Raw genomic sequence first — 25,015 nt, 5'->3', positions numbered from 1 at the left:
TCAGGCCGTTGCGACGTCGTGCGGCAGCAGCGCGGCGGGGGCCGACTCGGATCGGAGCACCTGCCCCGAGGAGTCCACCACCCCGAAGAGCGGGTACGCCGTCACGCCGAACCCCGTGGCGATCGGCCCGTCGGGCGCCTCGACCACGGCCCTCGCCACGGGGGTCAGCCGCTCGACGTACGCGGCGGCGCGGTCGCGTTTGCCGATGACGACCACCAGGGTGTTCTGCCTGCCGCCCGGCCACTTCTTCGCGGCTTCGACGAGGTGGGGCAGGCTTTCCTCGCACGGTTCGCAGCCGGGGGTCAGGAAGGCGACGAGGGTGTCGCCTGCGAGCAGCGCCCGCGCGACCGGCTCGCCGTCGGTCGTGGTGGCGGCGAAGTCCCCGACCTGGCTGCCCACCGGCAGAGAGGGAGCCTCGCCCGTGATCGGGGTGGCCCGGCCGGCGAGCAGCTCCGTGTGCTCGCGGAGCCGCCGGATCACACCGAACGTGAGCAGCAGATTGAGCACCGTCAGCACGCTGACGAACGCAAGGATCGCGACGAGACCTGACATGGGGACCTCTCCCTTTCGCCGTGGCCGGGCATCGGAACCCTAGGAACCGCGGCGATAGACCCCGCATACGCACTCGTGTATCGGCCCGATCGGTGGCCTCTCTACGGTCGACTCCGAGAACCGTCGGTGTTCCGCTTGGAGGCGGGAATGAACAGATTGTTCGGCAAGGTCAGCGATTTCATGCTCGGCCTGGTGGTACCGAGGGCCGAGGCGGCGGCGTACGCTCCGCCCCCGGAGTGGATCGGGTGTTGCGACTTCCAGATCTGCAAGTTCCGGAGCGGGAGCGGCGTGATCGCGTGCGCCCAGTGCCTGGACCCGCGCTGCCGATGACCGCGTAGGCGCGAAGGCCCGTCCGGACGGGCCTTCGCGCCTGTTCTGTCCCGCTCTACGGCAGGGCGGGCACGGCCGGCTCGGCGTTGGTCCAGCCGGCCTGGAGCACGGTCTGGGTCATGGTCTTGTTCGGGAACACCTTGCCGCCCTTCAGGGCCGTCTGGCTCTCGGACAGCAGGAGCATCGTGCCGGTGTCGACCACCAGGTCGGTCGTGACCTTGATCGTCTCCTCTTTCCGGCCGGTCGGCTCATGGCCGATCGAGACGACCGCGCCGGTTCTGCCGGCGCCGTCCACGGACTTTCCGCGCGAGCTGACGCCGGGCATCGTCAGCAGGGCCTGGTAGGCCGCGGCGCGGACCTCCTTCGGCGCCGGGAGCTGGTGGAGCAGTCTGGGCAGCTCCGAGGTGACGTACCTGTCCACGCCGTTGTCCGGCACCTGTGAGACCCGCGCGGCCTGCGCGAGCCAGGACTTCAACGCGTCCGGGTTCGCGGGCAGCCGCTGGACCTCGTCGTACGTCAGCCGCTGCCCGGCCACGAAGAACGTGTTCTCACGTCGTACGGGGGTGACGTGGCCCTTGGCGGGCGTGGAGGACAGCGACACGGTCTGGCCGTTGGCGGTGCGGGTCCACTTGGTGGGGGAGCCGTCGCGGCGCCACGCCGCGCGGTCCGCCGCGCTCCGCGGGTACGCCCCCAGCTCCCGCGATCCGACCCAGCGTCTGCCGTCGGGCGCCGTCCATTCCTCGGTGAGCGACTGCTGGACCACCGAGTAGCGGTTCGCGCCGCTGCCGACCTGACGGGGCTCGGGGCGCTGCGACAGCACTCTCGTATGCCAGTACGCACCCTCCGGCGGAGCCGACGCGGCGGCCGTGAGCCGTGCCTCCGGTGCCTTGGTGAGGCTCGGCAGACCCAGCAGTGCGGCGGTGCCCACGGCGGCCAGGCCGGCCCCGAGGGCGATCAGCGGCCGGGCCGGTGCGGTCGCACGCTTCATGTGCTTCCTCCAGAATTCCGATTCGATGTCCCCCAATACGCCTGGGCGCCGGGCAAGGTTGCCCGCGGCGCCTGGCAACTGTTCGGAGCGGCCGAGGCGTATTAGGAGGCGTGAAACTGGACAGACAGCCGTGAGCGGCGCGGAGCATGACTTCGGCGCGTTCGTGGCCGCAAGGGCCACGACCCTGTTGCGGGTCGCCTACCTCGCCTGCGGAGACGAGGCGGAGGCGGAGGACCTGCTGCAGACGGCGCTGGAGCGCACGTACAAGAACTGGGACCGCGTGCGGCGCGACACCGTCGAGCCTTATGTGCGCCGCGTCATCATCAACACCGCCATCAGCCGGGCCCGGCGCCGGGCGATCCTGAACATCATCCCGATGCGCGTGCCGCCGGAGAGAGCGGCCCGCTCGACCGACGTCGACCTGCGTCACGTGCTCATGGACGCGCTGCGCGGCCTGCCTCCCCGGCAGCGCGCGGTGGTCGTCCTGCGGTACTGGGAGGACCTCAGCGAGACGCAGACCGCGGAGGTGCTCGGGTGCACGCTCGGCACGGTGAAGAGTCAGGCGTCGAAGGCGATGGCCAAGCTGCGGACGGCACTCGGCGAGGAAGCCGTGGAAGGAGTGATCGGGAATGCCCATGCTTGAGGACCAGCTCCGCCAGATCATGGCGGAGGAGACCGCACGGCTGCACGCCGCGCCCGACCTCGTGGAGCGGGTCGTCCGGTCCTCGCGGCGGAAGCGGAACCGCGGCCGGATCGCGACGGTGGCCACGTCGCTGGCCGTGGCCGCGGCGGTGCCCCTCTACCTGACGGCGGCCCCGGGCGCCGTGCAGACGTCCGTCGTCTCCGAGACGCCGGACCCATCCGCCTCCGAGACGCTGGGTCCGCCCGCCATCGACGACACCCCGCCGGTGCGGTCCGAGCCCCCGAACCTCGGGGACCTGGGCGACGGAAGGGCGTTCAAGCACGTCAGGGTGGGTTACCTGCCCGACGGCCTGCGGTGGTCCAACTGGTCGCTGGACTTCGGCGAGAGCTACACGACCTCGTGGAACTACGACGGCGACAAGACCGGCTTCTACTGCGTCCAGATCTACGTGTACGAGGGCGAGACCATCCAGGAGATCGACGACCGCGTGCAGGTGCACCGCGACGAGGGGGAGGGCGAGGAGGTGACCGTCGGCGACCGGACCGGGTACCTGATCGTCGAAGGGGTCGGCGAGGACGGCATGAAGGGCACCCCCACGCTCTTCCTGAACATGGGCGAGCAGCGGAGGGCCGAGATCATGTTCAGCCCGGTGTACGTGAAGAAATTCCCCGACGCCAAGGCCGTCGACCGCGAGCTGATCAAGATCGCCGAAGGGCTCACCGCCGACGACTAGGGGCTTGAACTACCAGCGCAGCGGGAGGGTGGCGATGAACTCGCCGAGCCGGTCGGCGATGATCCGGTGGTCGTGGACGGACGGGTGCCAGTGGCAGCCGAGGTAGTCGAGGCCGGATTCGCTGTAGTACCAGTAACGGATCCGGTCGTCGCCCCCGCTGTTGCGCTCCTGGACGATCTGCCGCGCGGTCTCGGCGAACACGGTGGTGTTGGACATGTAGGTGGCGCTGACCACGATGGTCGTGCGGGGGCCGTACCGGGCCCGGAGCTTGTCGAGGAAGCCCTGGTATGCGGTGCGGTAAGCGGCCAGCAGAGTGTCCGGCGTCCACTGTTCGCCCGGGTTGATGGCGGTGGAGAAGTCGTTGATGCCCAGGCCGACCACGACCAGCTGGGGATGCCAGGTGCCCGGGTTCTGCCAGACGTCGCCGGGGACGTTCAGCAGGGCCCGGTCGTAGTAGGTGCGGTAGTCGGTGCCGGGGTCGCTGCCGTTGTAGTTGCGTACCATGCCGCGGCCGGAGAAGGCGTTGAGCTGGTAGTCGGCGTTCAGACGGCGCGCGGTGAGGGCGCCGAAGCTGAGGTTCGCGTCGGTGGTGCGGGCGACTTTGTCGGTGGTGCAGTCGCGGCTGTCGGAGCGGTTGCCGTAACCGACGGTGTAGGAGTCGCCGATGAACTCGATCTGCCGGTGGCGCGCGGCGGGCCTGCCGAGGATCGCGCCGCCCGGGGCGGCGACGAAGCCGCCGAAGGCGCTCGTGGCCCACGGGCTCTCGGTGCGTTTGACCAGCCGTACGCGGTGCACGCCCCGCGTCAGGCCGTTGACCCAGTACGTGGTCCGGCCCGGGGTCACCAGGGTGGCGACGGTCGAGCCGTCGACCTCGACCTCGTAGTCGTTGTCGGAGTCGTCGAGGACGATGCCGACGCCGGTGCCGCGGAAGCGGCCCTCGAAGTAGACGCCGGGCCAGCTGTAGTGGAGGGAGTCCCCGCCGGCCTTGACGCGTCCGGCGGTGTGCACCTTGGCGAGGGCGCCGGACGAGGGGGTCGCGCTCGCGACACCGGGCAGCACCAGGGCGCCCGTCAACGCGGCCAGGACTACGGTCACACGCACAGTTCGCACGGCTTCTCCTTCGCGGCTGGGCGATTGTAACGAGCGCCCGCCCGGACGCCGCAAGATCTGTTTCCGCCCCCTGCGCGCCGACCTGGGCTTTCACCGTCAGCCCGATGAATGGATCCTGAAACTAACCACACCCTCCCGAATCCGGCGGCCCGAATAAGCTGGAAAGCGTCGACTTTATACAGGGGAGTCCCATAAGTGGTGAGCATCGCTCAGGAGACGTCGTTCGACGAGGCCGAGATCCACGAGCTGTACGACTCGGTCGGCTGGCAGCCCTGGACCCGCGACATCGCCAAGGTGTGCCGGAGCCTGGCGAACTCGCATCTCGTCCTCGTCGCCAGGGACGCGGACGGGCGGCTGCTCGGCCTGGCCCGGACGGTGTCCGACGACGAGATGGTCTGCTACGTGCAGGAACTGCTCGTCAACAAGAGGTTCCACGGCCAGGGGATCGGCCGGCTGCTCCTGGAGCGGTTGAAGGAGCGGTACGCGCACTGCCGCTACTTCATGCTGACCACCGACCACGAGTCCACCCCGGAAGGGGTCGCCAATCATGCCTTCTACCGGCGGATGGGCCTGATCGAGCACCACGAGCAGGGGCTGTCGGCCTTCGGGCTGAAGGTCGACAACTCCTGAGCGGTCACTTGGCGAGCATGTCCAGGTAGTGCTGGTTGTACATGACGCCGAGGATGTTGCCGAACGGGTCGATCACGGACGCGGTGACGAACCCCTCGCCGTGCTGCCTGATCCCCTGGTGCTCCTTGGCCCCCAGGGCGACGAGCCGGTCGAGGGCGGCCTCCAGGTCGTCCACGTGCCAGTACGTGATCGAGCCCGCGGGCCCGTCGGTCGCGCCCGCCGGGGCGTAGCGGGCGTCGATGATGCCCAGCTCGTGCTGGTGGTCGCCGACGCGGAACTCGATGTAGCCCGGCACCTGGTAGTAGGGCTCGATGCCGAGCAGCTCGGCGTACCAGGCCTTGGCCGCCTCGAGGTCGGCTGCGTAGAAGCTGATCGTGGCGAATCCGCGGAGCATCTGTGTGGTCCTTCCTTCTGGTTGATGTCTATGATTCTTCCGGTCAAAGTGCTCATCCAATGAGCACTTTACGGAGGAGAATTTCCAGCCATGCGAGCCGATCGACTTGTGGCCGTCCTGCTGCTCATGCAGTCGCGCGGCCGGGTGACCGCGGCCGAGCTGGCCGCGGAGCTGGAAGTGTCCGTGGCCACCGCGCGCCGGGACCTCGAGGCGCTGTCCGCGGCGGGCGTGCCGGTATATCCGCAGCCCGGGCGCGGGGGCGGCTGGTCCCTGCTGGGCGGCGCCAGGACCGACCTCAGCGGCCTCAGCGCCAACGAGGCCGAGGCGCTGTTCCTGCTGGCCGGCCCGGCCGCGGCCGCCACGCCCGAGGTCAAGTCCGCGCTGCGCAAGCTGGTGCGGGCGCTGCCCCAGACGTTCAGGGACGACGCCGAGGCCGCCGCCGACGCCGTGGTGATCGACCCCACCGGCTGGGGCGAGCGCGACCCCGACCGGCCCGAGCCGGTGCGGGTCCTGCAGAGCGCCACCGTACGACGCCGCAAGGTCAGGCTCGGGTACGAGGGCCGCTCCGGCGAACGTACGCACCGGCTCGTCGACCCCTGGGGCTTGGTGGACAAGGACGACGTCTGGTACCTGATCGCCGGCACCGATGCCGGGCAGCGCACGTTCCGGGTGGACCGGATCGCCGAGGCCGAGGTGACGGAGCTGACCTTCGAGCGGCCGGAGGGGTTCGTGCTGTCGGAGGCGTGGGGGAAGGTCGTGGACGAGATGGAGCGGCGGCGCTCGCTGCTGCCCGCGACCGTGCTCATCGCCGAGCGGTTCCTGCCGGTGCTGCGCCACCAGTTCGGGCGACACTGCGAGGTCGAACGCGTCGAGGAGGACGGGCGGGTCAGGGCACGCGTGGCGGCGCCGATGGCGTTGACGATCGCCGAGCAGCTGGCCGGATGGGGTGCGACGGTGGAGGTCGTGGAGCCGGAGGAGGTCAGGGTCCAGCTGGCCAGGATTGGGTCCGAGCTCGTGGAGCGCTACCGCGTCTGAGCTGTGAGGGCCTGAGCCGTCAGGGGAGCGTGGCCGACAGGGTCGCGTGCTCCCACCGGATCTGCTCCCACGCCTGCTCCACGTGCCGCCGCTCCGTCGCCACGCCGCCGATGGCCATCCGCAGCACCACCCGGTCATCGATCCTGGTGTGCGTCATGTACATGGAGCCGCCGGCGTTGAGCAGCTCCAGCAGCCGCATCGTGGCCCGGTCCGCCTCGTCCGCCGCCAGGCCCGGCCACACCGGGCGGAAGCACACGAGCCCGAGCGGGTGCGGCTCGTGCACCTCGAAGCCCGGGTCCGCGGAGACCCACGACGCCAGCTCCTGCGCCAGCGCCACTCCCTTGCGAATGTGCGCGCGCAGCCCCTCGGCCCCGTACCAGCGGATCACCGACCACAGCTTCAGCGCCCTGAAGCGCCGGCCCAGCGGCACCTGCCAGTCCCGGTAGTCGACGACGGAGCCGGTCGCGGTGGCGGGGTTCCTGAGGAACTCGGGCATGACCGACAGCGCGTCGAGCAGCGGGGCGCGGTCGGCCGTCCAGAGCACGGTGCAGTCGAAGTTGGTCAGCAGCCATTTGTGCGGGTTCGTGGAGTAGGAGTCGGCGTACTCGGCCACGCCCTCGTTCAGCCACCGGAGCTCGGGGCAGATCGCCGCGACCCCGGCGTAGGCCGCGTCCACGTGCAGCCAGATCCCGCGTTCGCGGCACAGCTCGCCGATCGCGGGCACCGGGTCGACGGCGGTGGTGGAGGTGGTGCCGACGGTGGCGCACACCATGACCGGCACGGCGCCGTCCGCTTCGTCCTGGTCCAGCAGGGTCCGCAGGTGGCCGGGGTCCATGGCCAGCGTACGGGGATCGACGTCCACCACCCGTACGCCCGCCGCCCCCAGCCCCGTGATCCGCGCCGCCCGCTCCAGCGACGAGTGCGTCTGGGAGGACACGTAGATCGTGTACCTCCGGGTGACGCCGTCGGAGGCGACCCGGCCGCCGCTCGCCCGGTGCAGCGCGGCCAGCAGCGCGACCAGGCAGGCGCTCGATGCCGAGTCCTGGATGACGCCGCCGCCCGCCCGGTCCGTACGGAAATGCTCCGGCAGGCCGAGCAGCCCGGCCAGCCAGTCGACCACCACCGTCTCCAGCTCCGTGCACGCCGGGCTGGTCACCCAGAGCATGCCCTGCACGCCGAGCCCGCCGGACAGCAGGTCGCCCAGGATGGCCGGGCCGCTGGCGTTGGAGGGGAAGTAGGCGAAGAAGCCGGGATGCTGCCAGTGCGTGATGCCGGGCAGCAGGATCCGCCCCAGGTCCGACAGCACGGCCTCGAACGGCTCGCCGTGCTCGGGCGCCGCGGCCGGCAGCGCGCGGCGGATGTCACCCGGGCTCACCTGGGACATCACGGGATGGGACTCGATGCCGGCGAGATAGTCCGCGATCCAGTCGACGACCTGCCTGCCGTGGTGGCGGAACTCCTCGGGGCTCATGTGACCGCTCATCCGCCCACTCTGATCGCCTGGCGGGCGTCGGGAAAGGGGACGGGCCGGAGGCTTTCCGCCTCCGGCCCGTCTATGTCGAGCGGTCGATCGACCGCCTTGGGTCAGTAATGTCCGCGGTGGCGCCGGCCGCCGAACGACTTGCCGAGGTGGAAGCCGCCGGGCAGGTGCACGGAGACGTGGCGGCGGCCGTCGGGAGTGGTCGTGACGTGGAAGCGGCGGTTGCCGTAGCTGTGGCCGACGCCGCGACGTGACAGGTTGATCCGGAACGGGCCCACCTTGATGGTCTTGCGGTAATGCCAGCCCATGTCCCTCCTTCGCCGTTCCTGCGCTCACCCTGACAACGGACGGGGCCGCCGTCAGGTTCCGGCGAGTACTCGGGCCAGGGCTTCGAGGGCGTGCGGGTAGGCGCGTTCGGAACCGGCGGCGTACCCGATGAGCAGGCCGCCGGGGCCGTCGCCGCGCCAGAGCGGGGAGGCGGGGCGCAGCGCGATGCCCCTGCGCTCGCACTCGGCCAGCAGGTGCCCTTCGGCGGGACCCCTCTCCGGGAGCAGGAGGAGCGCGCGCAGCCCCGCGGCCACCCCGGGCAGGGCGACGCCGGGCAGCGGCTGGCCGGGCCCGGGGCCGAGCCGGGCGAGCAGCAGCTCGCGGCGGCGGCGGTAGCGCAGGCGGGCGGCGCGGATGTGGCGGTCGTAGTCGTGGGTCTCGATCAGCCTCGCCAGCACGAGCTGGCCGAGCACCTCGGTGTGGGTGTCGGCGTACAGCTTGGCCTCGGCCACGGGGCCGATCAAGGAGGGCGGCACCGCCATCCAGCCCAGGCGCAGGGCCGGGGCGAGGGACTCGGAGGTGGTGCCGACGTACACGACCCGATCGGGCGCGGTCCCCTGGAACGCGCCGACCGGCTGCCGGTCGTAGCGGAACTCCCCGTCGTAGTCGTCCTCCACGACGAGCCCGCCCCACTCGCGCAGCGCGCGGCGGCGGGCGGGGTGCAGGGGCACGCCCGTGGGGTACTGGTGCGCGGGCGTGACGACGGCCGCCGCGGTCGCGCCGGTGAGCGTGTCCACCTGGGCGCCCAGCCCGTCCACGGGCAGCGGTACGGTCTCGCGCCCGGCACGGCGCAGCACCTCGCGGTAGAAGTCGTGCCCCGGCTCCTCCGTGGCGATCGGGCCGTCGATCACCTGGACGAGCAGGTTGAGCGCCTGGACGAACCCCGTCGTGACCACGATCAGGTCCGGCGTGGTGATCACCCCGCGCGTCCTGGCGAGATAGCCCGCCAGCGCCGCCCGCAGCTCGATCCGGCCGCGCGGGTCGCATGGGCCGAGGACCTCGGCGGGCGCGGTGGAGAGCACGTGCCGGGTGGCCCGCAACCACGCCCGCACCGGAAACGCCGACACGTCGGGCTGTCCCGGCCGCAGGTCATGGAGCGGCGCCGCAGAGGGTCCGGCCGGCAGCCGCAGGTCATGGAGCGGCCCTGGGGAGGGCTCGGACGCCGGCCGGCCCGGCCGTGGGGAGGGCTCGGACGCCGGCCGGCCCGGCCCCGGGGAGGGCTCGGGCGGCGGTTCCGGACGGGACGGCGTGGCGGGGGACACGTCGGCGACCTCGGTGGCCGAGCCCGGCCGGGTGGCCAGGTAGCCCTCGGCGACGAGCTGGTCGTAGGCCGCGCTCACCGTGCCGCGCGACAGCCCCAGCTCCGCCGCCAGCGACCGCGTCGAAGGCAGCCGCGTGCCGCGCGGCAGCCGCCCGTCCCGGACCGCCTGCCGCAGCGCCTCCTCCAGCCCGCGCCGCCGCCCACCGCCGGTGGAGACCTCCAGGTGCAGGTCCACCCCGAAACCGGCCCAATCTTTTCGCACGGAACCGGATCTTACGCATGGTCCGGTACCCGGGCCTACGGTAGGTGAGCAGGCAGAACCCGGAAGGACGACGTCAACATGATCGTGATCGCTCACCTGAGCGACATCCACATCGGCGCGACGCCCCAGAGCGTCGACCGCGCCACCTCCGTCATGCGCTACCTCGACGCGCTCCCCGCCGACCTCGACGCCGACCTCGACGCCGACCTCGACGCCGTGCTCGTCACCGGCGACATCGCCGACCACGGCCTCCCCGAGGAGTACGAGGAGGCGCGCAAGCTGCTCTCCTCCCGCCACCCGGTCCTGGTCGGCCCGGGCAACCACGACGTGCGGGAGCAGTTCCGCCGCGTCCTGCTGGGCGACCGGAGCGGCGGCGCGGGGCCGATCAACCAGGTCCTGCGCACGGACAGGGCCGTCTACGCCATGTGCGACTCCTCCATCCCCGGCGAGGACTCGGGCCACCTGGACGACGAGACGCTGGCCTGGCTGGACGACGTGCTCGCGGGCGCGGACCGGCCGGTGTTCGTGGCCTTCCACCACCCGCCCACGCTGCTGCACAGCCAGGTGGTCGACGGCATCAGGCTGCACCGGTCCGAGCCCCTTGAAGAGCTGCTCGGGCGGCATCCGGACGTGCCCGCCGTGCTGGTCGGCCACGCCCACACGGGCGCCGCCACCACCTTCGCCGGCCGCCCGCTGCTGGCCGCCCCCGGCGTCGTGTCCACGTTGAAGCTGCCGTGGGAGGGCGGCACGACGTTCGCCAACTGCGCGGACTACGACCTCCCGCCGGCGATCGCGTTCCACGTGCTCGACGACACGGGCCGGATGACCACGCACTACCGGGTCGTCGCGTAGCCGCCGGGCGGGCCTCCAGGAGGAGGCCCGCCCGCGCCGTCATCGCCCGGTCAGCCGCACGAACGTCACCGAGTGCGCGGGGAAGTCGTAGGTGAAGGCCGAGGAGAAGCCGTGCACCTGTCGCTCCACCGGCGCCACCCGCTCCGGCTCGGACAGGGAGTTCGTGTCGGACGGCGAGCCCGTCAGCGTGGTCACCGTGGCGACCGGCCGGAACCGCGCCGGGCCCAGGTCCACGCTGCTGCGCACGGCGGTTTCCTCCGCGTTGACGACCTTATCCGTCTGGTGAACGGAGGAGATTCCCTCCTACCTTGCGGTGGCGGGCTTGACGCGGCGAGCGCGCCTGACGACTGCCCTCCCGGCAGCCGGGACGAGCGCAAGGCCCATCCGATACAGATGCAAGGTGTTCCGGGCGGCGTTGTAGTCGGCATTGCCGGACCAGCCGCAGTCCGGGTTCTTACACACGAACATGGCCTGGCTCTCCCGGCTGCCCGGGGTGGTGAACCCGCAGGCCGAGCAGCGCAGAGAGGTGCCCGGAGCGGGAACCTTGTGCAGCGCGCCGCCATAGCGTGCAGCCTTGTACGTCAGCAACGTCACGGTGCGGCCCCAGGCCTCCTGGCTGATGGAACGGTTCAGGCCGGTCTTTTGCGCGACGTTCGTCCCCGGGTTCTCGACGGTGCCCTTGGCGCTCTTGGTCATGTTCGCGATGGGCAGATCTTCCACCACGATGACGCCGTAGGTGCGAGCGATCTCGGTGGTGGTCTGGTGCTGCCAGTCGATCGTCCGGCGCTTGGCTCTTGCACGCAGGCGCGCGATCTGGTCGTAGGTGGCCCGCAGTCGGCGCGAGGTGCGCTCGCCCGGGTTGCGGAAGCTCTTGCGGTGGGCCGCCCGCCGCTCCAGAGCGAGCAGCGTGGCCTGTTCCTTGTCGGTTAGCCAGGCGTTCGGCTTGTCCTTGGTGGCCTTCCATTTCTCGTGGGTGTGATGGTTGCCATCCGATAGGGCCAGCGGCACGGCCACGCCGGCGTCGATGCCGATGTCCGGCCCCTGGTGGGGCTCGGACTTGGGGGCGATGGTCTGGATGCGGAAGGCGATGTGCCAGCCGAGCGCGTCCTTGACCAGCCGGGCACCGGTGATCCGGTTGCCGGCATCGGCTTCCTTGCCGACGGGTAGGTCCTTGGTCCAGCGGAACCGGACCCGGCCGACCCGGGGAATATTGACCATGCCCCAGCGGCGGTGCGCCCGCGTGACCTGCAGGTCGCGGCCTTGCGGGATGTCCACTGCCATTACCGATCGGAAGCGGGCCTTGAAGGTTGGCGCCTCGGCCCGGCCCTCCCAGCAGTTCTTCCACGCCTGGAAGTACGTCTTGAGGACGCCCTGCGCGGCCTGGGCGGGCAGCACGGCGAGCCAATCGATGTCCTGGCGGGCCTGCCGGATCGCAGCATCCGCCGCGGCCAGGGACCTGCGGCACGTCGGCAGCATCGTCCACCACTCATGCAACAAATTCCACAGCGCCCGGGCCGCGTGCGCCTGGTCGTCGATAAGGCGAACCTGGGCGGGTGTCAGCGCCAGCCGGGCGCGGTGCGCGAACCGCCGCTTCTCCAGGCGAGGGTCCTGGGCCGGGGTGGCGGCGAACTGCGGTTGTGCCACCGGCGGCAGGTCCTGCTTGTTGGTGGTGGAGCGGCGGATCGCCATTACGCACTTCCTGTCACGCGGCCATCACTCACCGAAATATTACCTAGCGTCACCGAAGTTTTCCATAATGTTTTCGAAAGCAGGGCGGGCCTGCTTTGCCCGTCCTGAGCGACCAGTTCTCCGCGCCGCGCTTCGGGTGAAGTCCTTGACCTTCCGGTACGCACGTTGCCGGGAGTTGCGGCGAGGTATCGCTGACGTCGAGCCGGGCCTGGCCGCGAAGCTCGCGTTGAACGAGGCCCCGACCTCGGTGTCCGTCTCGATCACCGGCCCGCCCGCGGATCCGACGTGGGCGAGCCCGGCGCGTACGTAGTTGTCCCAGTCCTGCCAGGCCAGCAGGCCCGCGCTCTGGTGGTCCAGTGCGACCGGGGCGCTCAGCTTGGTGACCACCTCGAAGTCGCCGGCGGGGACGTCCACGAGGTTCCTGGCGGTGTTGGTGCCCTGGTACGTGTCGCCGGTCAGGCTCTCCACGCGCAGCGCGCCGCCCGACAGCGACCAGCGGGAGCTGTCCGGCGACAACACCGTCCAGTCCTCGCCGAGCGTGGTGCCGTCGAACTGGTCGACCACGGCGCCGTCCGGGATGGTCTCGGCAAGCGAGGCCGCCGCGGTCGCCGGCGGTGGCGCCACCAGCGAGGCCGCCAGGAGCAGGGCGGATAAGGCGATTCGCGTCATGAGTGGGGGGCTCCTCAAGGTTGTTAGCGTTAACAAGGCAAGTGAGCGTTAACAACGGCGATCCGCGACAAGTTAAGGAATGGCCCAGACCCTCGTCAAGGCCCAGCCCATGTGATCCGACCGTAATCAGGCGGCCCCTTGACGAGACCGGTTGTTAACGTTCACAGTCGGGGCGAGCTCACCAAGCACTTCAAGCATCCTCAGCACATCGAAAAGTAGGCGTCGGCGACGCCCTCGGGGACCGGTGTGGCCGGTGCGTAGGCCGTTGCGCAAGGCAGGAAGGCGCCGGCGTCCCGCATTGGGATGTTAGCGCTCACATGAGAAGGGAACCCCCACGTGTTGAAGAGGATCTCGGCTTTAGTTCTCGCCGGTCTGACCGCGATGTCCATGACCGCCTGCGGCAGCGGCGGTGGCGGCGGCGGTGGCGGCGGCTCGATCACCATGGGCTTCTCCCAGGTGGGCGCGGAGAGCGGGTGGCGCACCGCGAACACCAAGTCCGTGCAGGACTCGGCCAAGACCGCGGGCATCACGCTCAAGTTCTCCGACGCCCAGCAGAAGCAGGAGAACCAGATCAAGGCCATCCGCTCCTACATCCAGCAGAAGGTGGACATCATCGCCTTCTCGCCGGTGGTGGAGTCCGGCTGGGACACGGTGCTCAAGGAGGCCAAGGACGCGAAGATCCCGGTCATCCTGACCGACCGCGCCGTGGACTCCAAGGACACCTCCCTCTACAAGACCTTCCTCGGCTCGGACTTCGTCGAAGAGGGCAAGAAGGCCGGCCAGTGGCTGGTGAACGAGTACAAGGACGCCAAGGACCCGGTGAACATCGTCGAGCTGCAGGGCACGACGGGCTCGGCCCCGGCCAACGACCGCAAGTCCGGCTTCCAGGGGGTCATCGGGGCAGATCCCAAGTTCAAGATCATCGCCTCGCAGACCGGTGACTTCACCAGGGCCAAGGGCAAGGAGGTCATGGAGGCCTTCCTGAAGTCGAACCCGGACATCGACGTCCTCTACGCCCACAACGACGACATGGGCCTGGGCGCGATCGAGGCCATCGAGGGCGCGGGCAAGGTGCCCGGCAAGGACATCAAGATCATCACCGTGGACGCCGTCAAGGACGGCATGCAGGCGCTCGCCGACGGGAAGATCAACTACATCGTCGAGTGCTCGCCGCTGCTCGGCCCGCAGCTCATGGACCTGGCCAAGAAGGTCGTCAAGGGTGAGCAGGTGCCGGCCCGGGTGGTGACCGAGGAGACCACGTTCACGCAGGAGCAGGCCAAGCAGGTCCTGTCCTCCCGCCAGTACTGACCCGCCTGCCGGTCGCGCGCCTTCGTACTCCGGCCGGGGTCCCTTGGGATGAGGGAGGGGCGAAAGCGCCCCCGTACTCCGGCTCGGGTCCTGAGATGGGGAGAGGCGACGGCGCCCCCGTACTCCAGCCGGGGTCCTGGGCTTTCCACCAGCCGGAGTGCGGGGCGCGGCCGTCCTTCTGAACTCCCCCGGGCCCTGGACCGGGGCGCCGGGGAGGCGTAGTGACGAGGCAAGGCGGCGGTTTCCCTGCCATATGAGGAGAGACATGGTCACACCCGCGCCGGTCCTGACGATGAGCGGGATCGGCAAGCAGTTCCCTGGCGTGAAGGCCCTGGACGGCGTCGACCTGCGGCTGCTACCGGGCGAGGTGCACGCGCTCATGGGAGAGAACGGCGCGGGCAAGTCCACCCTGATCAAGGTGCTCACCGGCGTCCACCCCGCCGACGCGGGCACCATCGAGCTGGGCGGCGCGCCCGTCGCGTTCGGCAGCCCCCTGGAGGCGCAGCAGGCCGGCATCAGCACGGTCTACCAGGAGGTCAACCTCTGCACGAACCTCTCGGTGGCCGAGAACATCTTCATCGGCCGCGAGCCCCGGAGAAGGGGTCGCATCGACTGGAAACGGATGCGCGCCAGGGCCGCCGAGCTGCTGTCCCGGCTGGAGCTGAGCGTGGACGTGTCGGCGCCGCTGTCGACGTACTCGCTGGCCGTCCAGCAGATGGTGGCCATCGCGCGGGCGATCGACATCGAGGCGAGGGTGCTCATCCTGGACGAGCCCACCTCCAGCCTGGACGCCGACGAGGTCGAGCAGCTCTTCCGGGTGATGAGGAGGCTGAAGGAGGAGGGCATCGCCATCCTCTTCGTCTCCCACTTCCTCGACCAGATCTACGAGATCTCGGACCGCATGACGATCCTGCGCAACGGCAGGCTCGTCGGCGAGTACCTCACCGATCGGCTCCCGCAGGTCGAGCTGGTCGCCAAGATGATCGGCCAGGAGCTGGCCGCGCTGGAGCGGCTGCACGGCGAGGCCAAGGTCTTCGACCGGCCGCTGGTCGAGGCGCGCGAGCTGGGCCGGCCGGGAGCCATAGAGCCGTTCACGCTCACGATCCACGAGGGCGAGGTGGTGGGCCTGGCCGGGCTGCTCGGCTCCGGCCGTACGGAGATCGCGCGGCTGCTGTTCGGCGCCGACCACGCGGGCACGGGCGAGATCGCGGTCGGCGGGACCCCGGCGTCGTTGCGCACGCCCCGCGCGGCCATGAACCACAAGATCGCGTTCTGCTCCGAGAACCGCAAGGCCGACGGCCTCATCCCCGACCTGACCGTGCGCGAGAACATCATCCTCGCCCTCCAGGCCACCAGGGGCTGGACCAGGCCGGTGCCGCGCGAGCAGCAGGACGAGCTGGTCGGCAGGTACGTCAAGGCCCTGAAGATCAACCCGCCCAACCCCGAGCACCTCGTACGCAACCTCAGCGGCGGCAACCAGCAGAAGGTCGTGCTGGCCAGATGGCTCATCCTCGAGCCGCGCCTGCTCATCCTGGACGAGCCCACCCGGGGCATCGACGTCGGGGCGAAGACCGAGATCCAGCGCCTGGTGGCCGAGCTGTCCGACGGCGGCATGGCGGTGCTGTTCATCTCGGCCGAGCTGGAGGAGGTGCTGCGGCTCAGCCACAAGGTCGAGGTGCTGCGCGACCGGCGGCTGGTGGCCGAGCTGCCCAACGACGACGAGCTCACCACGGACGTGCTCATGGAAACGATCGCGAGCGGAGGCCGGGCCTCATGAGACGGCTGCTCTGGCCGGTGGTGGTCCTCGTACTGCTGCTGGCGCTGAACGTGTTCTTCACACCCAGCTTCTTCTCGATCCAGGTCAGGGAAGGCCACCTGTACGGGAGCCTGATCGACATCCTGCGCTTCGGCGCCCCGCTGATCCTGGTCTCGCTCGGGATGACGCTGGTCATCGCCACCGGCGGCATCGACCTGTCGGTGGGCTCGGTGGTGGCGATCTCGGGGGCGCTGGCCTGCCTGCAGATCAGCGAGGACGCGAGCGTGTTCACCGCCGTGGCGGCCGCGCTCGGGCTCTGCCTGGTGCTGGGCGCCTGGAACGGGTTCCTGGTCGCGACCGTCGGCATCCAGCCGATCATCGCCACGCTCATCCTCATGGTGGCCGGGCGCGGCCTGGCCCAGCTCATCACGGACGGGCAGATCATCACCGTCAACAGCCCGGCGTACAAGGTGATCGGCGGCGGCTACTGGCTGACCGTGCCGTTCGGCATCATCATCGTGCTCGGCGTGCTGGCGATCACGGCGTTCCTCACCCGGCGGCTGGCGCTGGGCATGCTGATCGAGTCGGTCGGCGGCAACGCCGAGGCCAGCCGGCTGGCGGGCATCAGGGCGCGCGGGATCATCATCATGGTGTACGCGTTCGCCGCCCTGTGCGCGGGCGTGGCCGGGCTGATGATCAGCTCGAACGTCTCCAGCGCCGACGGCAACAACGCCGGCCTGTGGATCGAGCTGGACGCCATCCTGGCCGTCGTGATCGGTGGCACGTCGCTGTCCGGCGGCCGGTTCTCGCTCGGCGGCACCGTGCTGGGCGCGCTGATCATCCAGACCCTGACCACGACGATCTACTCGATCGGCGTGCCACCGGAGACCACGCTGCTGTTCAAGGCGCTGGTCGTGACGGCGGTCTGCCTCATCCAGTCCCCGTCCTTCCGCGAGAAGGCGTTCCGCAGACGCGGCCGCGCCGCGCCCGCCGGTCCGGTGGCCGAGGAGAAGGTGCGAGTGACCACATGAGCACGCTGACGATCGGGCGGGCGAGCGTGCCCGCCAAGTATTTGCCGGTCCTCGTGACCGGGTGCCTGTTCCTGGCCATGTTCGTGGTCGGCGGGATCCGCTACGAGGGGTTCGCCAGCGGGCAGGTGGTGCTCAACGTCTTCATCGACAACGCCTTCCTGCTGGTGGTGGCCGTCGGGATGACGTTCGTGATCCTGACCGGGGGCATCGACCTGTCGGTGGGGTCGGTGGTGGCGCTGTCCACGATGATCTCGGCCAGCCTCATGGCGGGGCCCGGGTGGCCGCCGTACCTGGTGATCCCGCTGGTGCTGGTCATCGGGTCGGGGCTGGGGCTGGTGATGGGGTACATCGTGCACGCCTTCGACATCCAGCCGTTCATCGTGACGCTGGCGGGCATGTTCCTGGCGCGGGGGCTGTGTTACACGATCGGCACGGACTCGATCCCGATCAACGATCCCACCTTCACGGCGTTCGCGCAGGCGAGGATCGACCTGTTCGCCGACATGTGGATATCACCCAGTGTGATCGTCGCCGTGGTGGTCGTGCTGGTGGCGGCGTACGTGCTGCACTACACCCGCCTCGGCCGCGCGGTGTACGCGACCGGCGGCAGCGAGCAGTCCGCGCTGCTGATGGGGCTGCCCGTGGGCCGGACGAAGATCGCGGTCTACACGATCAGCGGGTTCTGCTCGGCGCTGGGCGGCGTGCTGCTGTCGTTCTACATGCTCTCCGGTTACGGGCTGCACGCCGTGGGCATGGAGCTGGACGCGATCGCGGCGGTCGTCATCGGCGGCACCCTGCTGACCGGCGGCAGCGGCTTCCTGCTGGGCACCGTCCTCGGGGTGCTCGTGCTGGGCCTGATCCAGACGATCATCAGTTTCGAGGGGACACTGTCCTCATGGTGGACCAAGATCTTCATCGGAATGTTGCTCTTCGTCTTCATCTTGCTGCAGCGCCTGTTTTCGGCCCGATCGAGGCGCTGACCTGCTGGGGAAAGTTACTCGAAAGTTTCCGGTAGGTTATGCGCGCCCGTTGACACGAGCGTTGTTAGCGATAACAATCGGCGGAAGCGAACGAGAATTTTGTTCTGATTCGTTACTTTGTGTAATCGAATCCCTCGCTCTACCGGCAGCCGCCGCGTCCAGCGCTGCCGGACCCCCATCGCAAGGAGATGACATGAGGTTGGGACGAATCGGGGGCGTGGTATCCGTCATCGCGCTCGCCGCGACGATGACGGCCTGCGGGTCGAGCACGAAGACCGTCGACGCCCAGGCTTCCGCCTCGGCCTCCGCCGGAAGCGGGGGCGCCCTGATCGGCGTCACCATGCCCACGAAGTCGTCGGAGCGCTGGATCCACGACGGCGACAACGTCAAGCAGCAGCTGGAGAAGCTGGGCTACAAGGTCGACCTCCAGTACGCGGAGAACGACATCCCGACGCAGGCCAACCAGATCGAGAACCAGATCACCAAGGGCGCCAAGCTCCTGATCATCGCCTCGATCGACGGCACCGCCATCACCTCCCAGCTCCAGCAGGCCGCCGACAACAAGATCCCGGTCATCGCCTATGACCGTCTGATCCGCAACAGCCCGAACGTCGACTACTACGCCACGTTCGACAACTTCAAGGTCGGCGTGCAGCAGGCGACCTCGCTGCTCAAGGGCCTCGGCGTCGAGGACGGCAAGAAGGGCCCGTTCAACGTCGAGCTGTTCGGCGGCTCGCCCGACGACAACAACGCCACGTTCTTCTGGAACGGCGCCATGTCGGTGCTCAAGCCGAAGATCGACGACGGCACCCTGAAGATCGCGAGCGGTCAGACCGACTTCAAGCAGGCCGCCATCCTGCGGTGGGACCCCGCCACGGCGCAGAAGCGCATGGAGGACATCCTCACCAAGACCTACGGCGGCAAGAAGGTGGACGGCGTGCTGTCGCCGTACGACGGTCTGTCGATCGGCATCCTGTCGGCGCTCAAGAGCTCCGGCTACGGCACCAGCGGCCAGCCGTACCCGATCGTGACCGGCCAGGACGCCGAGCTCGCGTCGGTGAAGTCGATCATCGCCGGTGAGCAGTACTCCACCATCTTCAAGGACACCCGCAAGCTCGCCGAGCAGACGGTGAAGATGGCCGACTCCGTGCTCAAGGGCCAGAAGCCCGAGGTCAACAACGAGAAGGACTACGACAACGGCAACAAGGTCGTCCCGTCGTACCTGCTCGACCCGGTGATCGTGGACAAGAGCAACTACAAGGAAGTCATCATCGGCGGCAACTACTACACCGAGGACCAGCTCAAGTAAGGGCCAGAGCCCCGGGGACCCCAGGGGTCCCCGGGGCTTCCTCTCTGAGCGAGGGAAATATGACCGAGCACATCTTGCGGATGAGCGGGATCACCAAGACCTTCCCCGGCGTCAAGGCGCTGCAGAACGTCAACCTGTCCGTCCGGCGGGGCGAGATCCACGCCATCTGCGGCGAGAACGGCGCCGGCAAGTCGACGCTGATGAAGGTGCTTTCCGGGGTCTACCCGCACGGCGAGTACGAGGGCGAGATCACCTTCGAGGGCAGGACGGTCGAGTTCGGCGGCATCCGCGACAGCGAGCACGCCGGCATCGTCATCATCCACCAGGAGCTGGCGCTCAGCCCCCAGCTGTCGATCGCCGAGAACATCTTCCTCGGCAACGAGCGCGCCAAGCGCGGCTTCATCGACTGGAACCGCACCAACTACGAGGCCGGCGAGCTGATGAAGCGGGTCGGCCTGCGTGAGAACCCGACGACGCCGATCGCCGACATCGGCGTGGGCAAGCAGCAGCTCGTCGAGATCGCCAAGGCGCTCTCGAAGGAGGTGAAGCTGCTCATCCTCGACGAGCCGACCGCCGCCCTCAACGACGACGACTCGGCCCACCTGCTCGACCTGCTGCGCGGCCTGCGGGACGAGGGCATCACCTGCGTGATCATCTCTCACAAGCTGAACGAGGTCACCGCCATCGCCGACTCCGTCACGATCATCCGCGACGGGCAGACGATCGAGACCCTCGACATGGCCACCGACGACGTCACCGAGGACCGCATCATCGCCGGCATGGTCGGCCGGGCGCTCGACAACCGCTTCCCGCCGCACGAGCCGACCATCGGCGACGAGGTGCTGCGCATCGAGGACTGGACGGTCTACAGCCCCAGCCAACCGGGCCGGAAGGTGGTCGACGGCGCCGCCCTCACGCTGCGCCGGGGCGAGATCGTCGGCCTCGCGGGGCTGATGGGCGCCGGGCGCACCGAGCTGGCGATGAGCGTGTTCGGGCGCGCGTACGGGGTGCACATCTCCGGCAAGATCTTCAAGGACGGCAAGCCGATCGAGATCCGCAACGTGCAGGACGCGATCAAGCACGGCATCGCCTACGCCACCGAGGACCGCAAGCGGTACGGCCTCAACCTCATCGAGGACATCAAGCGCAACATCTCGGCGGCCGGGCTCACCGGGCTGTCCAAGCGCGGCTGGGTCAACGAGAACGAGGAGTACAAGGTCGCCGAGCAGTTCCACAAGAGCATGAACATCAAGGCGCCCACGGTCAACAGCATCGTGGGCAAGCTGAGCGGCGGCAACCAGCAGAAGGTCGTGCTCTCCAAGTGGATCCTGACCGAGCCGGACGTGCTCATCCTCGACGAGCCCACCAGAGGCATCGACGTGGGCGCCAAGTACGAGATCTACACGATCATCAACCGGCTGGCCGACCAGGGCAAGGCCGTGCTCGTGATCTCCTCTGAGCTGCCCGAGCTGCTCGGTCTGTGCGACCGCGTCTACACCCTCTCCGAGGGCCGGATCACCGGCGAGGTGCCGCGCCAGGAGGCCACCCAGGAACACCTCATGTACCTGATGACCAAGGGACAGGAAAAATGAGTAGCATCACGCCCACCGACGTGGAGGTCGGCGCCAAGGGCGACGGAGGAGCTCCACGGCAGCCGGGCAGGGTGTCGCTCGGCGGAGTGTCGCTCAACCTGCGATCCAGCGGCATCTACATCGCCTTCGCGCTGATCGTCGTGCTGTTCTCGGTGCTGACCGACGGCGCGATGCTCACGCCGCAGAACATCTCCAACATCATCGTCCAGAACTCCTACGTCCTGATCCTCGCGATCGGCATGATCCTGATCATCATCGCCGGGCACATCGACCTGTCGGTCGGCTCGGTGGTGGCCGTCACGGGAGCCCTGGCGGCCGTGCTCATGGTGAACATGGGCTGGCCCTGGCCGCTGGCCCTGCTCGTCACGCTGGTGGCCGGGGCGCTGATCGGGGCCTGGCAGGGCTACTGGATCGCGTACTTCGGCATCCCGGCGTTCATCGTGACGCTGGCCGGCATGCTGCTGTTCAGGGCGCTGACCCTGACCGTGCTGGGCAACCAGGGCATCGGCCCGTTCCCCGACCAGGTCCGCACGCTGGCCAACGGCTTCACCAACGGCTACCTCAAGAACGTCGGCCTCGGCCCGCTCGGCGGCGCCGACCTGTTCAGCCTGCTGATCGGCATCGTGGCCATCGCCGGCATGGCGGTCGCCCAGTGGCGCACCCGCAACGCGCGCCAGGGCTACGGGCAGGCCGTGGAGCCGATGGCGCTGTTCGTGCTGAAGCTGGCGGCGGGGGCCGCGCTGATCCTCTTCCTGGTCGTGCAGCTCGCCCGCTTCAAGAACCTCCCGTGGGTGCTGGTGCTGCTGGCGGTGCTCGTGCTCGGCTACTCGCTGATGGCCAACCGCACGGTCTTCGGCCGGCAGATCTACGCCATCGGCGGCAACCTCCAGGCGGCGGTCATGTCCGGCGTGAAGGTCAAGTCGGTGGTCTTCTGGATCTTCGTCAACATGGGCGTGCTGTCGGCCATCGCCGGCATCATCTTCGCCGGCCGGCTCAACCAGGCGGGTCCCACCGCCGGTAACAGCTTCGAGCTGGACGCCATCGCCGCGGCCTTCATCGGCGGCGCGGCCGTCCAGGGCGGCGTCGGCAAGGTGGTCGGCGCCATCACCGGCGGTCTGATCATGGCGGTCATCAACAACGGCATGTCCCTGATCGGCTCGCCCAGCGAGCGGGTCATGCTCGTCAAGGGAGCGGTCCTGCTGGCGGCCGTCGCGTTCGACGTGTGGACCAAGCGCAGGGCAGGTGCCGCGCGTTAGTTAAGATCCCCTGAGCCCAGCGAAAGGAGAGACCGTGACGACCCCCAAGCGCCGCCTGCCGGTCATGGCCGATGTGGCCAAGGAGGCGGGCGTGTCGCACCAGACGGTCTCCCGGGTGCTCAACGACCACCCGAACGTCCGGGCGGACACCCGCGCCCGGGTGGAGGAGGCGATCACCCGGCTGGGCTACCGACGTAACCTGGTCGCCCGCGCCCTGGTCACCAAGCGGTCGAGGACGCTCGGCGTGGTGAGCTTCGACACCACGCTGTACGGCCCGGCCAGCACGATCTACGGCATCGAGCAGGCGGCCAGGACCGCGGGCTACTTCGTGAGCATCGTCAGCCTGAAGTCGATCGACGCGGCCAGCGTGCGCGACGCCATCGACTACCTCGCCGAGCAGGGCGTGGACGGGGTCGTGGTGGTCGCGCCGCAGCGCTCGGCCGGGCGCGCACTGGAGAACCTGCCGAGCGGCATGCCGGCGGTCGCGGTCGAGGGCACTCACGCCGCCGACGTGTCGGTGGTCTGCATCGACCAGGTGCAGGGCGCCAGGCTCGCCACCCGCCACCTCCTGGAGCTGGGCCACGAGACCGTCTGGCACGTCAGCGGCGCCGCCGACTGGCTGGAGACCGAGGGCCGGATCGAGGGCTGGCGCGCGGCCCTGGAGGAGGCGGGCCGTCCGGTGCCCGAGCCGCTGGCCGGCGACTGGAGCCCGCGCGCCGGCTACGAGGCCGGCAAGAGCCTGGCGGCGATGGAGGGCGTCACGGCCGTGTTCGCCGGCAACGACCAGATGGCGCTCGGCGTGCTGCGCGCGCTCAGCGAGGCGGGCGTGCGGGTGCCCGACCAGATCAGCGTGGTGGGCTTCGACGACATCCCCGAGTCGGAGTTCTTCTCGCCGCCGCTCACCACGGTCAGGCAGGACTTCGACGTGGTGGGCAGGCACTGCATCGAGGTGCTGCTGCGCCAGATCGACGCCGGGCCCACCGCGTACGAGCGCCTGGTCGTCCCTCCCAGCTTCGTCGTGAGGTCGAGTACCTCGGCTCGGCGGTAGATGATGTGCAGGCCACAGAAAAAATCCCCTGGAGTGGAATGTGAACGCTAACAGTTACGTGGTCGGAGTCGACTTCGGCACGCTCTCGGGGCGTGCCGTCGTCGTCCGCGTGAGTGACGGCGCGGAGCTGGGCAGCGCCGTCCACGAGTACGCCCACCGCGTCATCGAGCACAGCCTGCCGGGATCCGACGAGAGGCTGGGCCCGGACTGGGCGCTGCAGTCGCCGCAGGACTGGATCGACGTGCTGAAGATCGCCGTACCCCAGGCGGTCGCCGCCTCGGGCGTCGCGCCCGAGCAGATCATCGGCATCGGCACCGACTTCACCGCCTGCACCGTGCTGCCCACGACGGCGGACGGCACGCCGCTGTGCGTCGAGACCCCGTCCGAGCCGCATGCGTGGCCGAAGCTGTGGAAGCACCACGCCGCGCAGTCGCACGCCGACCGGATCAACGAGCTGGCCGCGCGCCGGGGGGAGAGCTGGCTGCCGCGCTACGGGGGCAAGATCTCCTCGGAGTGGGAGTTCGCCAAGGGCCTGCAGGTCCTGGAGGAGGCCCCCGAGGTGTACGCCAGGGCCGAGCGCTGGATCGAGGCCGCCGACTGGATCATCTGGCAGCTCACCGGCGTCGAGAGCCGCAACATCTGCACTGTGGGATACAAGGGGATCTTCCAGGACGGCTCCTACCCGTCCGAGGAGTTCCTCGCCGAGCTCAACCCCGGATTCGCCGGGTTCGCGAGCAAGCTCGCCACCGGTCAGGTCGGCGACCAGGTCAACGGCACCACGCTGGCCCCGCTCGGCGGCCTCGCCGGGCGCCTGACCGCGCAGGCCGCGCAGTGGACCGGCCTGTCCGAGGGCGCCGCCGTGGCCGTCGGCAACGTGGACGCGCACGTCACCTCGGCCGCCGCCGACGCCGTCAGGCCCGGCCAGATGGTGGCCATCATGGGCACCTCCACCTGCCACATCATGCCCAGCGACCAGCTGGCCGAGGTGCCCGGCATGTGCGGCGTCGTACGCGACGGCATCGTGCCCGGCCTCTGGGGCTACGAGGCCGGCCAGTCCGCGGTCGGCGACATCTTCGCCTGGTTCGTGGACAACTTCGGGGGCGACCTCGACCACGAGAGCCTGACCGCGCTGGCCGAGAAGCAGGCGGTCGGCGAGCACGGCCTGGTCGCGCTCGACTGGTTCGGCGGCAACCGCTCGGTGCTCGTGGACCACAACCTCTCCGGCGTGATCATCGGCCAGACGCTGGCCACCAAGCCCGAGGACGTCTACCGGGCGCTCATCGAGTCCACCGCGTTCGGCGCCCGGATGATCGTGGAGACGTTCGAGAAGTCGGGCGTGCCGGTCGAGGAGTTCGTGGTCGCCGGAGGCCTGCTGAAGAACCGCTTCCTCATGCAGGTCTACGCCGACGTGCTGCGCCGCCCGCTGTCGGTCATCGGCTCCGACCAGGGCCCCGCGCTCGGCTCGGCCATCCACGCGGCCGTCGCCGCCGGCGCCTACCCGGGCATCCAGGAGGCCGCCGCGGCCATGGGCAAGCGCACCGAGGCCGCGTACGTGCCCGACGAGGCCAGTGCCGACGCCTACGACCGGCTCTACGCCGAGTACCACAGGCTCCACGACTTCTTCGGGGACGGGAAGATGCTGCACACCCTCCGCGCGATCAGGAACGAGGCCCGCGAGGGAGCGCCGCCGCCTGGACTGAGGAGCGGCGGGAGCGAAGCGACCATAGCGACGAGGGAAGGCGGCGGCTCCGGAGCGACCGAGCCCGCCTCCGCGGAGTGG

At 69.6% G+C, this 25,015-nt stretch carries 25 protein-coding genes; 15 read left to right on the top strand and 10 right to left on the bottom strand.

Annotation, left to right across the window (positions count from 1 at the left end):
* Positions 1–552 carry a TlpA family protein disulfide reductase gene (locus ACWDX9_RS18990; RefSeq protein ID WP_449955405.1) on the bottom strand — a complete coding sequence of 184 codons (552 nt, stop codon included), beginning with the start codon at positions 550–552 and terminating at the stop codon, positions 1–3.
* Positions 553–699: 147 nt separating this feature from the next.
* Between ACWDX9_RS18990 and ACWDX9_RS18985 the strand changes: the two genes are divergently transcribed.
* Entirely contained in the window at positions 700–882 is a 183-nt protein-coding gene (locus tag ACWDX9_RS18985) for a hypothetical protein (protein WP_185078139.1), read from the top strand.
* Between the two features lie 55 nt (positions 883–937).
* Here ACWDX9_RS18985 and ACWDX9_RS18980 read toward each other — a convergent pair whose 3' ends face one another.
* On the bottom strand, positions 938–1,870 hold the full coding sequence (locus tag ACWDX9_RS18980; RefSeq protein ID WP_449955403.1) for a hypothetical protein: 933 nt from the start codon (positions 1,868–1,870) through the stop codon (positions 938–940).
* 130 nt (positions 1,871–2,000) lie between these two features.
* Here ACWDX9_RS18980 and ACWDX9_RS18975 point away from each other — a divergent pair, with 130 nt between their 5' ends.
* Complete coding sequence (locus ACWDX9_RS18975; RefSeq protein ID WP_397372275.1) at positions 2,001–2,513, top strand: SigE family RNA polymerase sigma factor; 513 nt, start codon at positions 2,001–2,003, stop codon at positions 2,511–2,513.
* Positions 2,500–3,246: a hypothetical protein gene (locus tag ACWDX9_RS18970; protein WP_449955400.1), complete on the top strand. Its 747-nt coding sequence runs from the start codon at positions 2,500–2,502 to the stop codon at positions 3,244–3,246. The genes ACWDX9_RS18975 and ACWDX9_RS18970 overlap by 14 nt, the downstream gene beginning before the upstream one ends.
* Before the next feature lie 9 nt (positions 3,247–3,255).
* Here ACWDX9_RS18970 and ACWDX9_RS18965 read toward each other — a convergent pair whose 3' ends face one another.
* Entirely contained in the window at positions 3,256–4,356 is a 1,101-nt protein-coding gene (locus ACWDX9_RS18965; protein ID WP_449955397.1) for an SGNH/GDSL hydrolase family protein, read from the bottom strand.
* Positions 4,357–4,554: 198 nt separating this feature from the next.
* Between ACWDX9_RS18965 and ACWDX9_RS18960 the strand changes: the two genes are divergently transcribed.
* Complete coding sequence (locus tag ACWDX9_RS18960; protein ID WP_449955394.1) at positions 4,555–4,986, top strand: GNAT family N-acetyltransferase; 432 nt, start codon at positions 4,555–4,557, stop codon at positions 4,984–4,986.
* 4 nt (positions 4,987–4,990) lie between these two features.
* Here ACWDX9_RS18960 and ACWDX9_RS18955 read toward each other — a convergent pair whose 3' ends face one another.
* The gene (locus ACWDX9_RS18955; protein WP_449955391.1) at positions 4,991–5,380 is read right to left on the bottom strand and encodes a VOC family protein; all 390 of its coding nucleotides are present in this window, start codon (positions 5,378–5,380) and stop codon (positions 4,991–4,993) included.
* 90 nt (positions 5,381–5,470) lie between these two features.
* Between ACWDX9_RS18955 and ACWDX9_RS18950 the strand changes: the two genes are divergently transcribed.
* Complete coding sequence (locus tag ACWDX9_RS18950) at positions 5,471–6,415, top strand: helix-turn-helix transcriptional regulator (protein ID WP_449955387.1); 945 nt, start codon at positions 5,471–5,473, stop codon at positions 6,413–6,415.
* A gap of 19 nt (positions 6,416–6,434) precedes the next feature.
* Here the strand turns inward: ACWDX9_RS18950 and ACWDX9_RS18945 are convergent, their stop codons facing one another.
* The 3 genes from ACWDX9_RS18945 to pdxR all read right to left on the bottom strand — a co-directional run bounded on the left by ACWDX9_RS18945 (position 6,435) and on the right by pdxR (position 9,745).
* Positions 6,435–7,898, bottom strand: coding sequence for a pyridoxal-dependent decarboxylase (locus ACWDX9_RS18945; RefSeq protein ID WP_449955385.1), 1,464 nt, complete (start codon positions 7,896–7,898; stop codon positions 6,435–6,437).
* Positions 7,899–7,999: 101 nt separating this feature from the next.
* Positions 8,000–8,203 carry a DUF4236 domain-containing protein gene (locus ACWDX9_RS18940; protein ID WP_355204864.1) on the bottom strand — a complete coding sequence of 68 codons (204 nt, stop codon included), beginning with the start codon at positions 8,201–8,203 and terminating at the stop codon, positions 8,000–8,002.
* 51 nt (positions 8,204–8,254) lie between these two features.
* Positions 8,255–9,745, bottom strand: a complete 1,491-nt coding sequence (gene pdxR / locus ACWDX9_RS18935) for a MocR-like pyridoxine biosynthesis transcription factor PdxR (RefSeq protein ID WP_449955382.1) — start codon at positions 9,743–9,745, stop codon at positions 8,255–8,257.
* A 78-nt stretch (positions 9,746–9,823) separates the two neighbouring features.
* Here pdxR and ACWDX9_RS18930 point away from each other — a divergent pair, with 78 nt between their 5' ends.
* Complete coding sequence (locus ACWDX9_RS18930) at positions 9,824–10,597, top strand: metallophosphoesterase (RefSeq protein WP_449955379.1); 774 nt, start codon at positions 9,824–9,826, stop codon at positions 10,595–10,597.
* A 39-nt stretch (positions 10,598–10,636) separates the two neighbouring features.
* Here ACWDX9_RS18930 and ACWDX9_RS18925 read toward each other — a convergent pair whose 3' ends face one another.
* Genes ACWDX9_RS18925 through ACWDX9_RS18915 form a run of 3 tightly spaced genes read right to left on the bottom strand, consistent with a single transcriptional unit; the run spans position 10,637 to position 12,955 of the window.
* Entirely contained in the window at positions 10,637–10,843 is a 207-nt protein-coding gene (locus ACWDX9_RS18925) for an alpha-L-arabinofuranosidase C-terminal domain-containing protein (protein WP_449955376.1), read from the bottom strand.
* Positions 10,844–10,900: 57 nt separating this feature from the next.
* Positions 10,901–12,286: an RNA-guided endonuclease InsQ/TnpB family protein gene (locus ACWDX9_RS18920; protein WP_449955373.1), complete on the bottom strand. Its 1,386-nt coding sequence runs from the start codon at positions 12,284–12,286 to the stop codon at positions 10,901–10,903.
* A 39-nt stretch (positions 12,287–12,325) separates the two neighbouring features.
* On the bottom strand, positions 12,326–12,955 hold the full coding sequence (locus ACWDX9_RS18915) for a beta-xylosidase family glycoside hydrolase (protein ID WP_449955370.1): 630 nt from the start codon (positions 12,953–12,955) through the stop codon (positions 12,326–12,328).
* A gap of 336 nt (positions 12,956–13,291) precedes the next feature.
* Here ACWDX9_RS18915 and ACWDX9_RS18910 point away from each other — a divergent pair, with 336 nt between their 5' ends.
* The 9 genes from ACWDX9_RS18910 to araB all read left to right on the top strand — a co-directional run.
* Complete coding sequence (locus ACWDX9_RS18910; protein WP_350741722.1) at positions 13,292–14,263, top strand: ABC transporter substrate-binding protein; 972 nt, start codon at positions 13,292–13,294, stop codon at positions 14,261–14,263.
* A gap of 265 nt (positions 14,264–14,528) precedes the next feature.
* Positions 14,529–16,040 carry a sugar ABC transporter ATP-binding protein gene (locus ACWDX9_RS18905; protein WP_449955367.1) on the top strand — a complete coding sequence of 504 codons (1,512 nt, stop codon included), beginning with the start codon at positions 14,529–14,531 and terminating at the stop codon, positions 16,038–16,040.
* Positions 16,037–17,050 carry an ABC transporter permease gene (locus ACWDX9_RS18900; RefSeq protein ID WP_355204847.1) on the top strand — a complete coding sequence of 338 codons (1,014 nt, stop codon included), beginning with the start codon at positions 16,037–16,039 and terminating at the stop codon, positions 17,048–17,050. The genes ACWDX9_RS18905 and ACWDX9_RS18900 overlap by 4 nt, the downstream gene beginning before the upstream one ends.
* Entirely contained in the window at positions 17,047–18,030 is a 984-nt protein-coding gene (yjfF, locus tag ACWDX9_RS18895) for a galactofuranose ABC transporter, permease protein YjfF (RefSeq protein WP_185078126.1), read from the top strand. Before ACWDX9_RS18900 ends, yjfF begins: the two co-directional genes overlap by 4 nt.
* A gap of 193 nt (positions 18,031–18,223) precedes the next feature.
* Positions 18,224–19,339, top strand: coding sequence for a multiple monosaccharide ABC transporter substrate-binding protein (gene chvE, locus ACWDX9_RS18890; RefSeq protein ID WP_363966434.1), 1,116 nt, complete (start codon positions 18,224–18,226; stop codon positions 19,337–19,339).
* Between the two features lie 59 nt (positions 19,340–19,398).
* The gene (gene mmsA / locus ACWDX9_RS18885) at positions 19,399–20,931 is read left to right on the top strand and encodes a multiple monosaccharide ABC transporter ATP-binding protein (RefSeq protein ID WP_350741732.1); all 1,533 of its coding nucleotides are present in this window, start codon (positions 19,399–19,401) and stop codon (positions 20,929–20,931) included.
* Positions 20,928–22,187: a multiple monosaccharide ABC transporter permease gene (gene mmsB / locus ACWDX9_RS18880; protein ID WP_449955363.1), complete on the top strand. Its 1,260-nt coding sequence runs from the start codon at positions 20,928–20,930 to the stop codon at positions 22,185–22,187. The genes mmsA and mmsB overlap by 4 nt, the downstream gene beginning before the upstream one ends.
* Positions 22,188–22,251: 64 nt before the next feature.
* Positions 22,252–23,235 (top strand): LacI family DNA-binding transcriptional regulator, encoded by a 984-nt coding sequence (locus ACWDX9_RS18875; protein ID WP_449955489.1) that lies wholly within the window; start codon positions 22,252–22,254, stop codon positions 23,233–23,235.
* 58 nt (positions 23,236–23,293) lie between these two features.
* A partial coding sequence (gene araB / locus ACWDX9_RS18870; RefSeq protein ID WP_449955486.1) for a ribulokinase occupies positions 23,294–25,015 on the top strand: 1,722 nt, incomplete at its 3' end.

The sequence above is a fragment of the Nonomuraea sp. NPDC003201 genome (genome assembly GCF_053590415.1).
This window is presented reverse-complemented; position numbering and strand designations above follow the sequence as displayed.

Excerpts from the sequence above, each read along its gene's own strand:
- ACWDX9_RS18990 (WP_449955405.1), bottom strand. The coding sequence starts at position 552 with ATGTCAGGTCTCGTCGCGATCCTTGCGTTCGTCAGCGTGCTGACGGTG.
- ACWDX9_RS18985 (WP_185078139.1), top strand. The coding sequence starts at position 700 with ATGAACAGATTGTTCGGCAAGGTCAGCGATTTCATGCTCGGCCTGGTG.
- ACWDX9_RS18980 (WP_449955403.1), bottom strand. The coding sequence starts at position 1,870 with ATGAAGCGTGCGACCGCACCGGCCCGGCCGCTGATCGCCCTCGGGGCC.
- ACWDX9_RS18970 (WP_449955400.1), top strand. The coding sequence starts at position 2,500 with ATGCCCATGCTTGAGGACCAGCTCCGCCAGATCATGGCGGAGGAGACC.
- ACWDX9_RS18955 (WP_449955391.1), bottom strand. The coding sequence starts at position 5,380 with ATGCTCCGCGGATTCGCCACGATCAGCTTCTACGCAGCCGACCTCGAG.
- ACWDX9_RS18950 (WP_449955387.1), top strand. The coding sequence starts at position 5,471 with ATGCGAGCCGATCGACTTGTGGCCGTCCTGCTGCTCATGCAGTCGCGC.
- ACWDX9_RS18945 (WP_449955385.1), bottom strand. The coding sequence starts at position 7,898 with ATGAGCGGTCACATGAGCCCCGAGGAGTTCCGCCACCACGGCAGGCAG.
- ACWDX9_RS18940 (WP_355204864.1), bottom strand. The coding sequence starts at position 8,203 with ATGGGCTGGCATTACCGCAAGACCATCAAGGTGGGCCCGTTCCGGATC.
- ACWDX9_RS18930 (WP_449955379.1), top strand. The coding sequence starts at position 9,824 with ATGATCGTGATCGCTCACCTGAGCGACATCCACATCGGCGCGACGCCC.
- ACWDX9_RS18920 (WP_449955373.1), bottom strand. The coding sequence starts at position 12,286 with ATGGCGATCCGCCGCTCCACCACCAACAAGCAGGACCTGCCGCCGGTG.
- ACWDX9_RS18915 (WP_449955370.1), bottom strand. The coding sequence starts at position 12,955 with ATGACGCGAATCGCCTTATCCGCCCTGCTCCTGGCGGCCTCGCTGGTG.
- ACWDX9_RS18905 (WP_449955367.1), top strand. The coding sequence starts at position 14,529 with ATGGTCACACCCGCGCCGGTCCTGACGATGAGCGGGATCGGCAAGCAG.
- ACWDX9_RS18900 (WP_355204847.1), top strand. The coding sequence starts at position 16,037 with ATGAGACGGCTGCTCTGGCCGGTGGTGGTCCTCGTACTGCTGCTGGCG.
- yjfF (WP_185078126.1), top strand. The coding sequence starts at position 17,047 with ATGAGCACGCTGACGATCGGGCGGGCGAGCGTGCCCGCCAAGTATTTG.
- chvE (WP_363966434.1), top strand. The coding sequence starts at position 18,224 with ATGAGGTTGGGACGAATCGGGGGCGTGGTATCCGTCATCGCGCTCGCC.
- mmsA (WP_350741732.1), top strand. The coding sequence starts at position 19,399 with ATGACCGAGCACATCTTGCGGATGAGCGGGATCACCAAGACCTTCCCC.
- mmsB (WP_449955363.1), top strand. The coding sequence starts at position 20,928 with ATGAGTAGCATCACGCCCACCGACGTGGAGGTCGGCGCCAAGGGCGAC.
- ACWDX9_RS18875 (WP_449955489.1), top strand. The coding sequence starts at position 22,252 with ATGGCCGATGTGGCCAAGGAGGCGGGCGTGTCGCACCAGACGGTCTCC.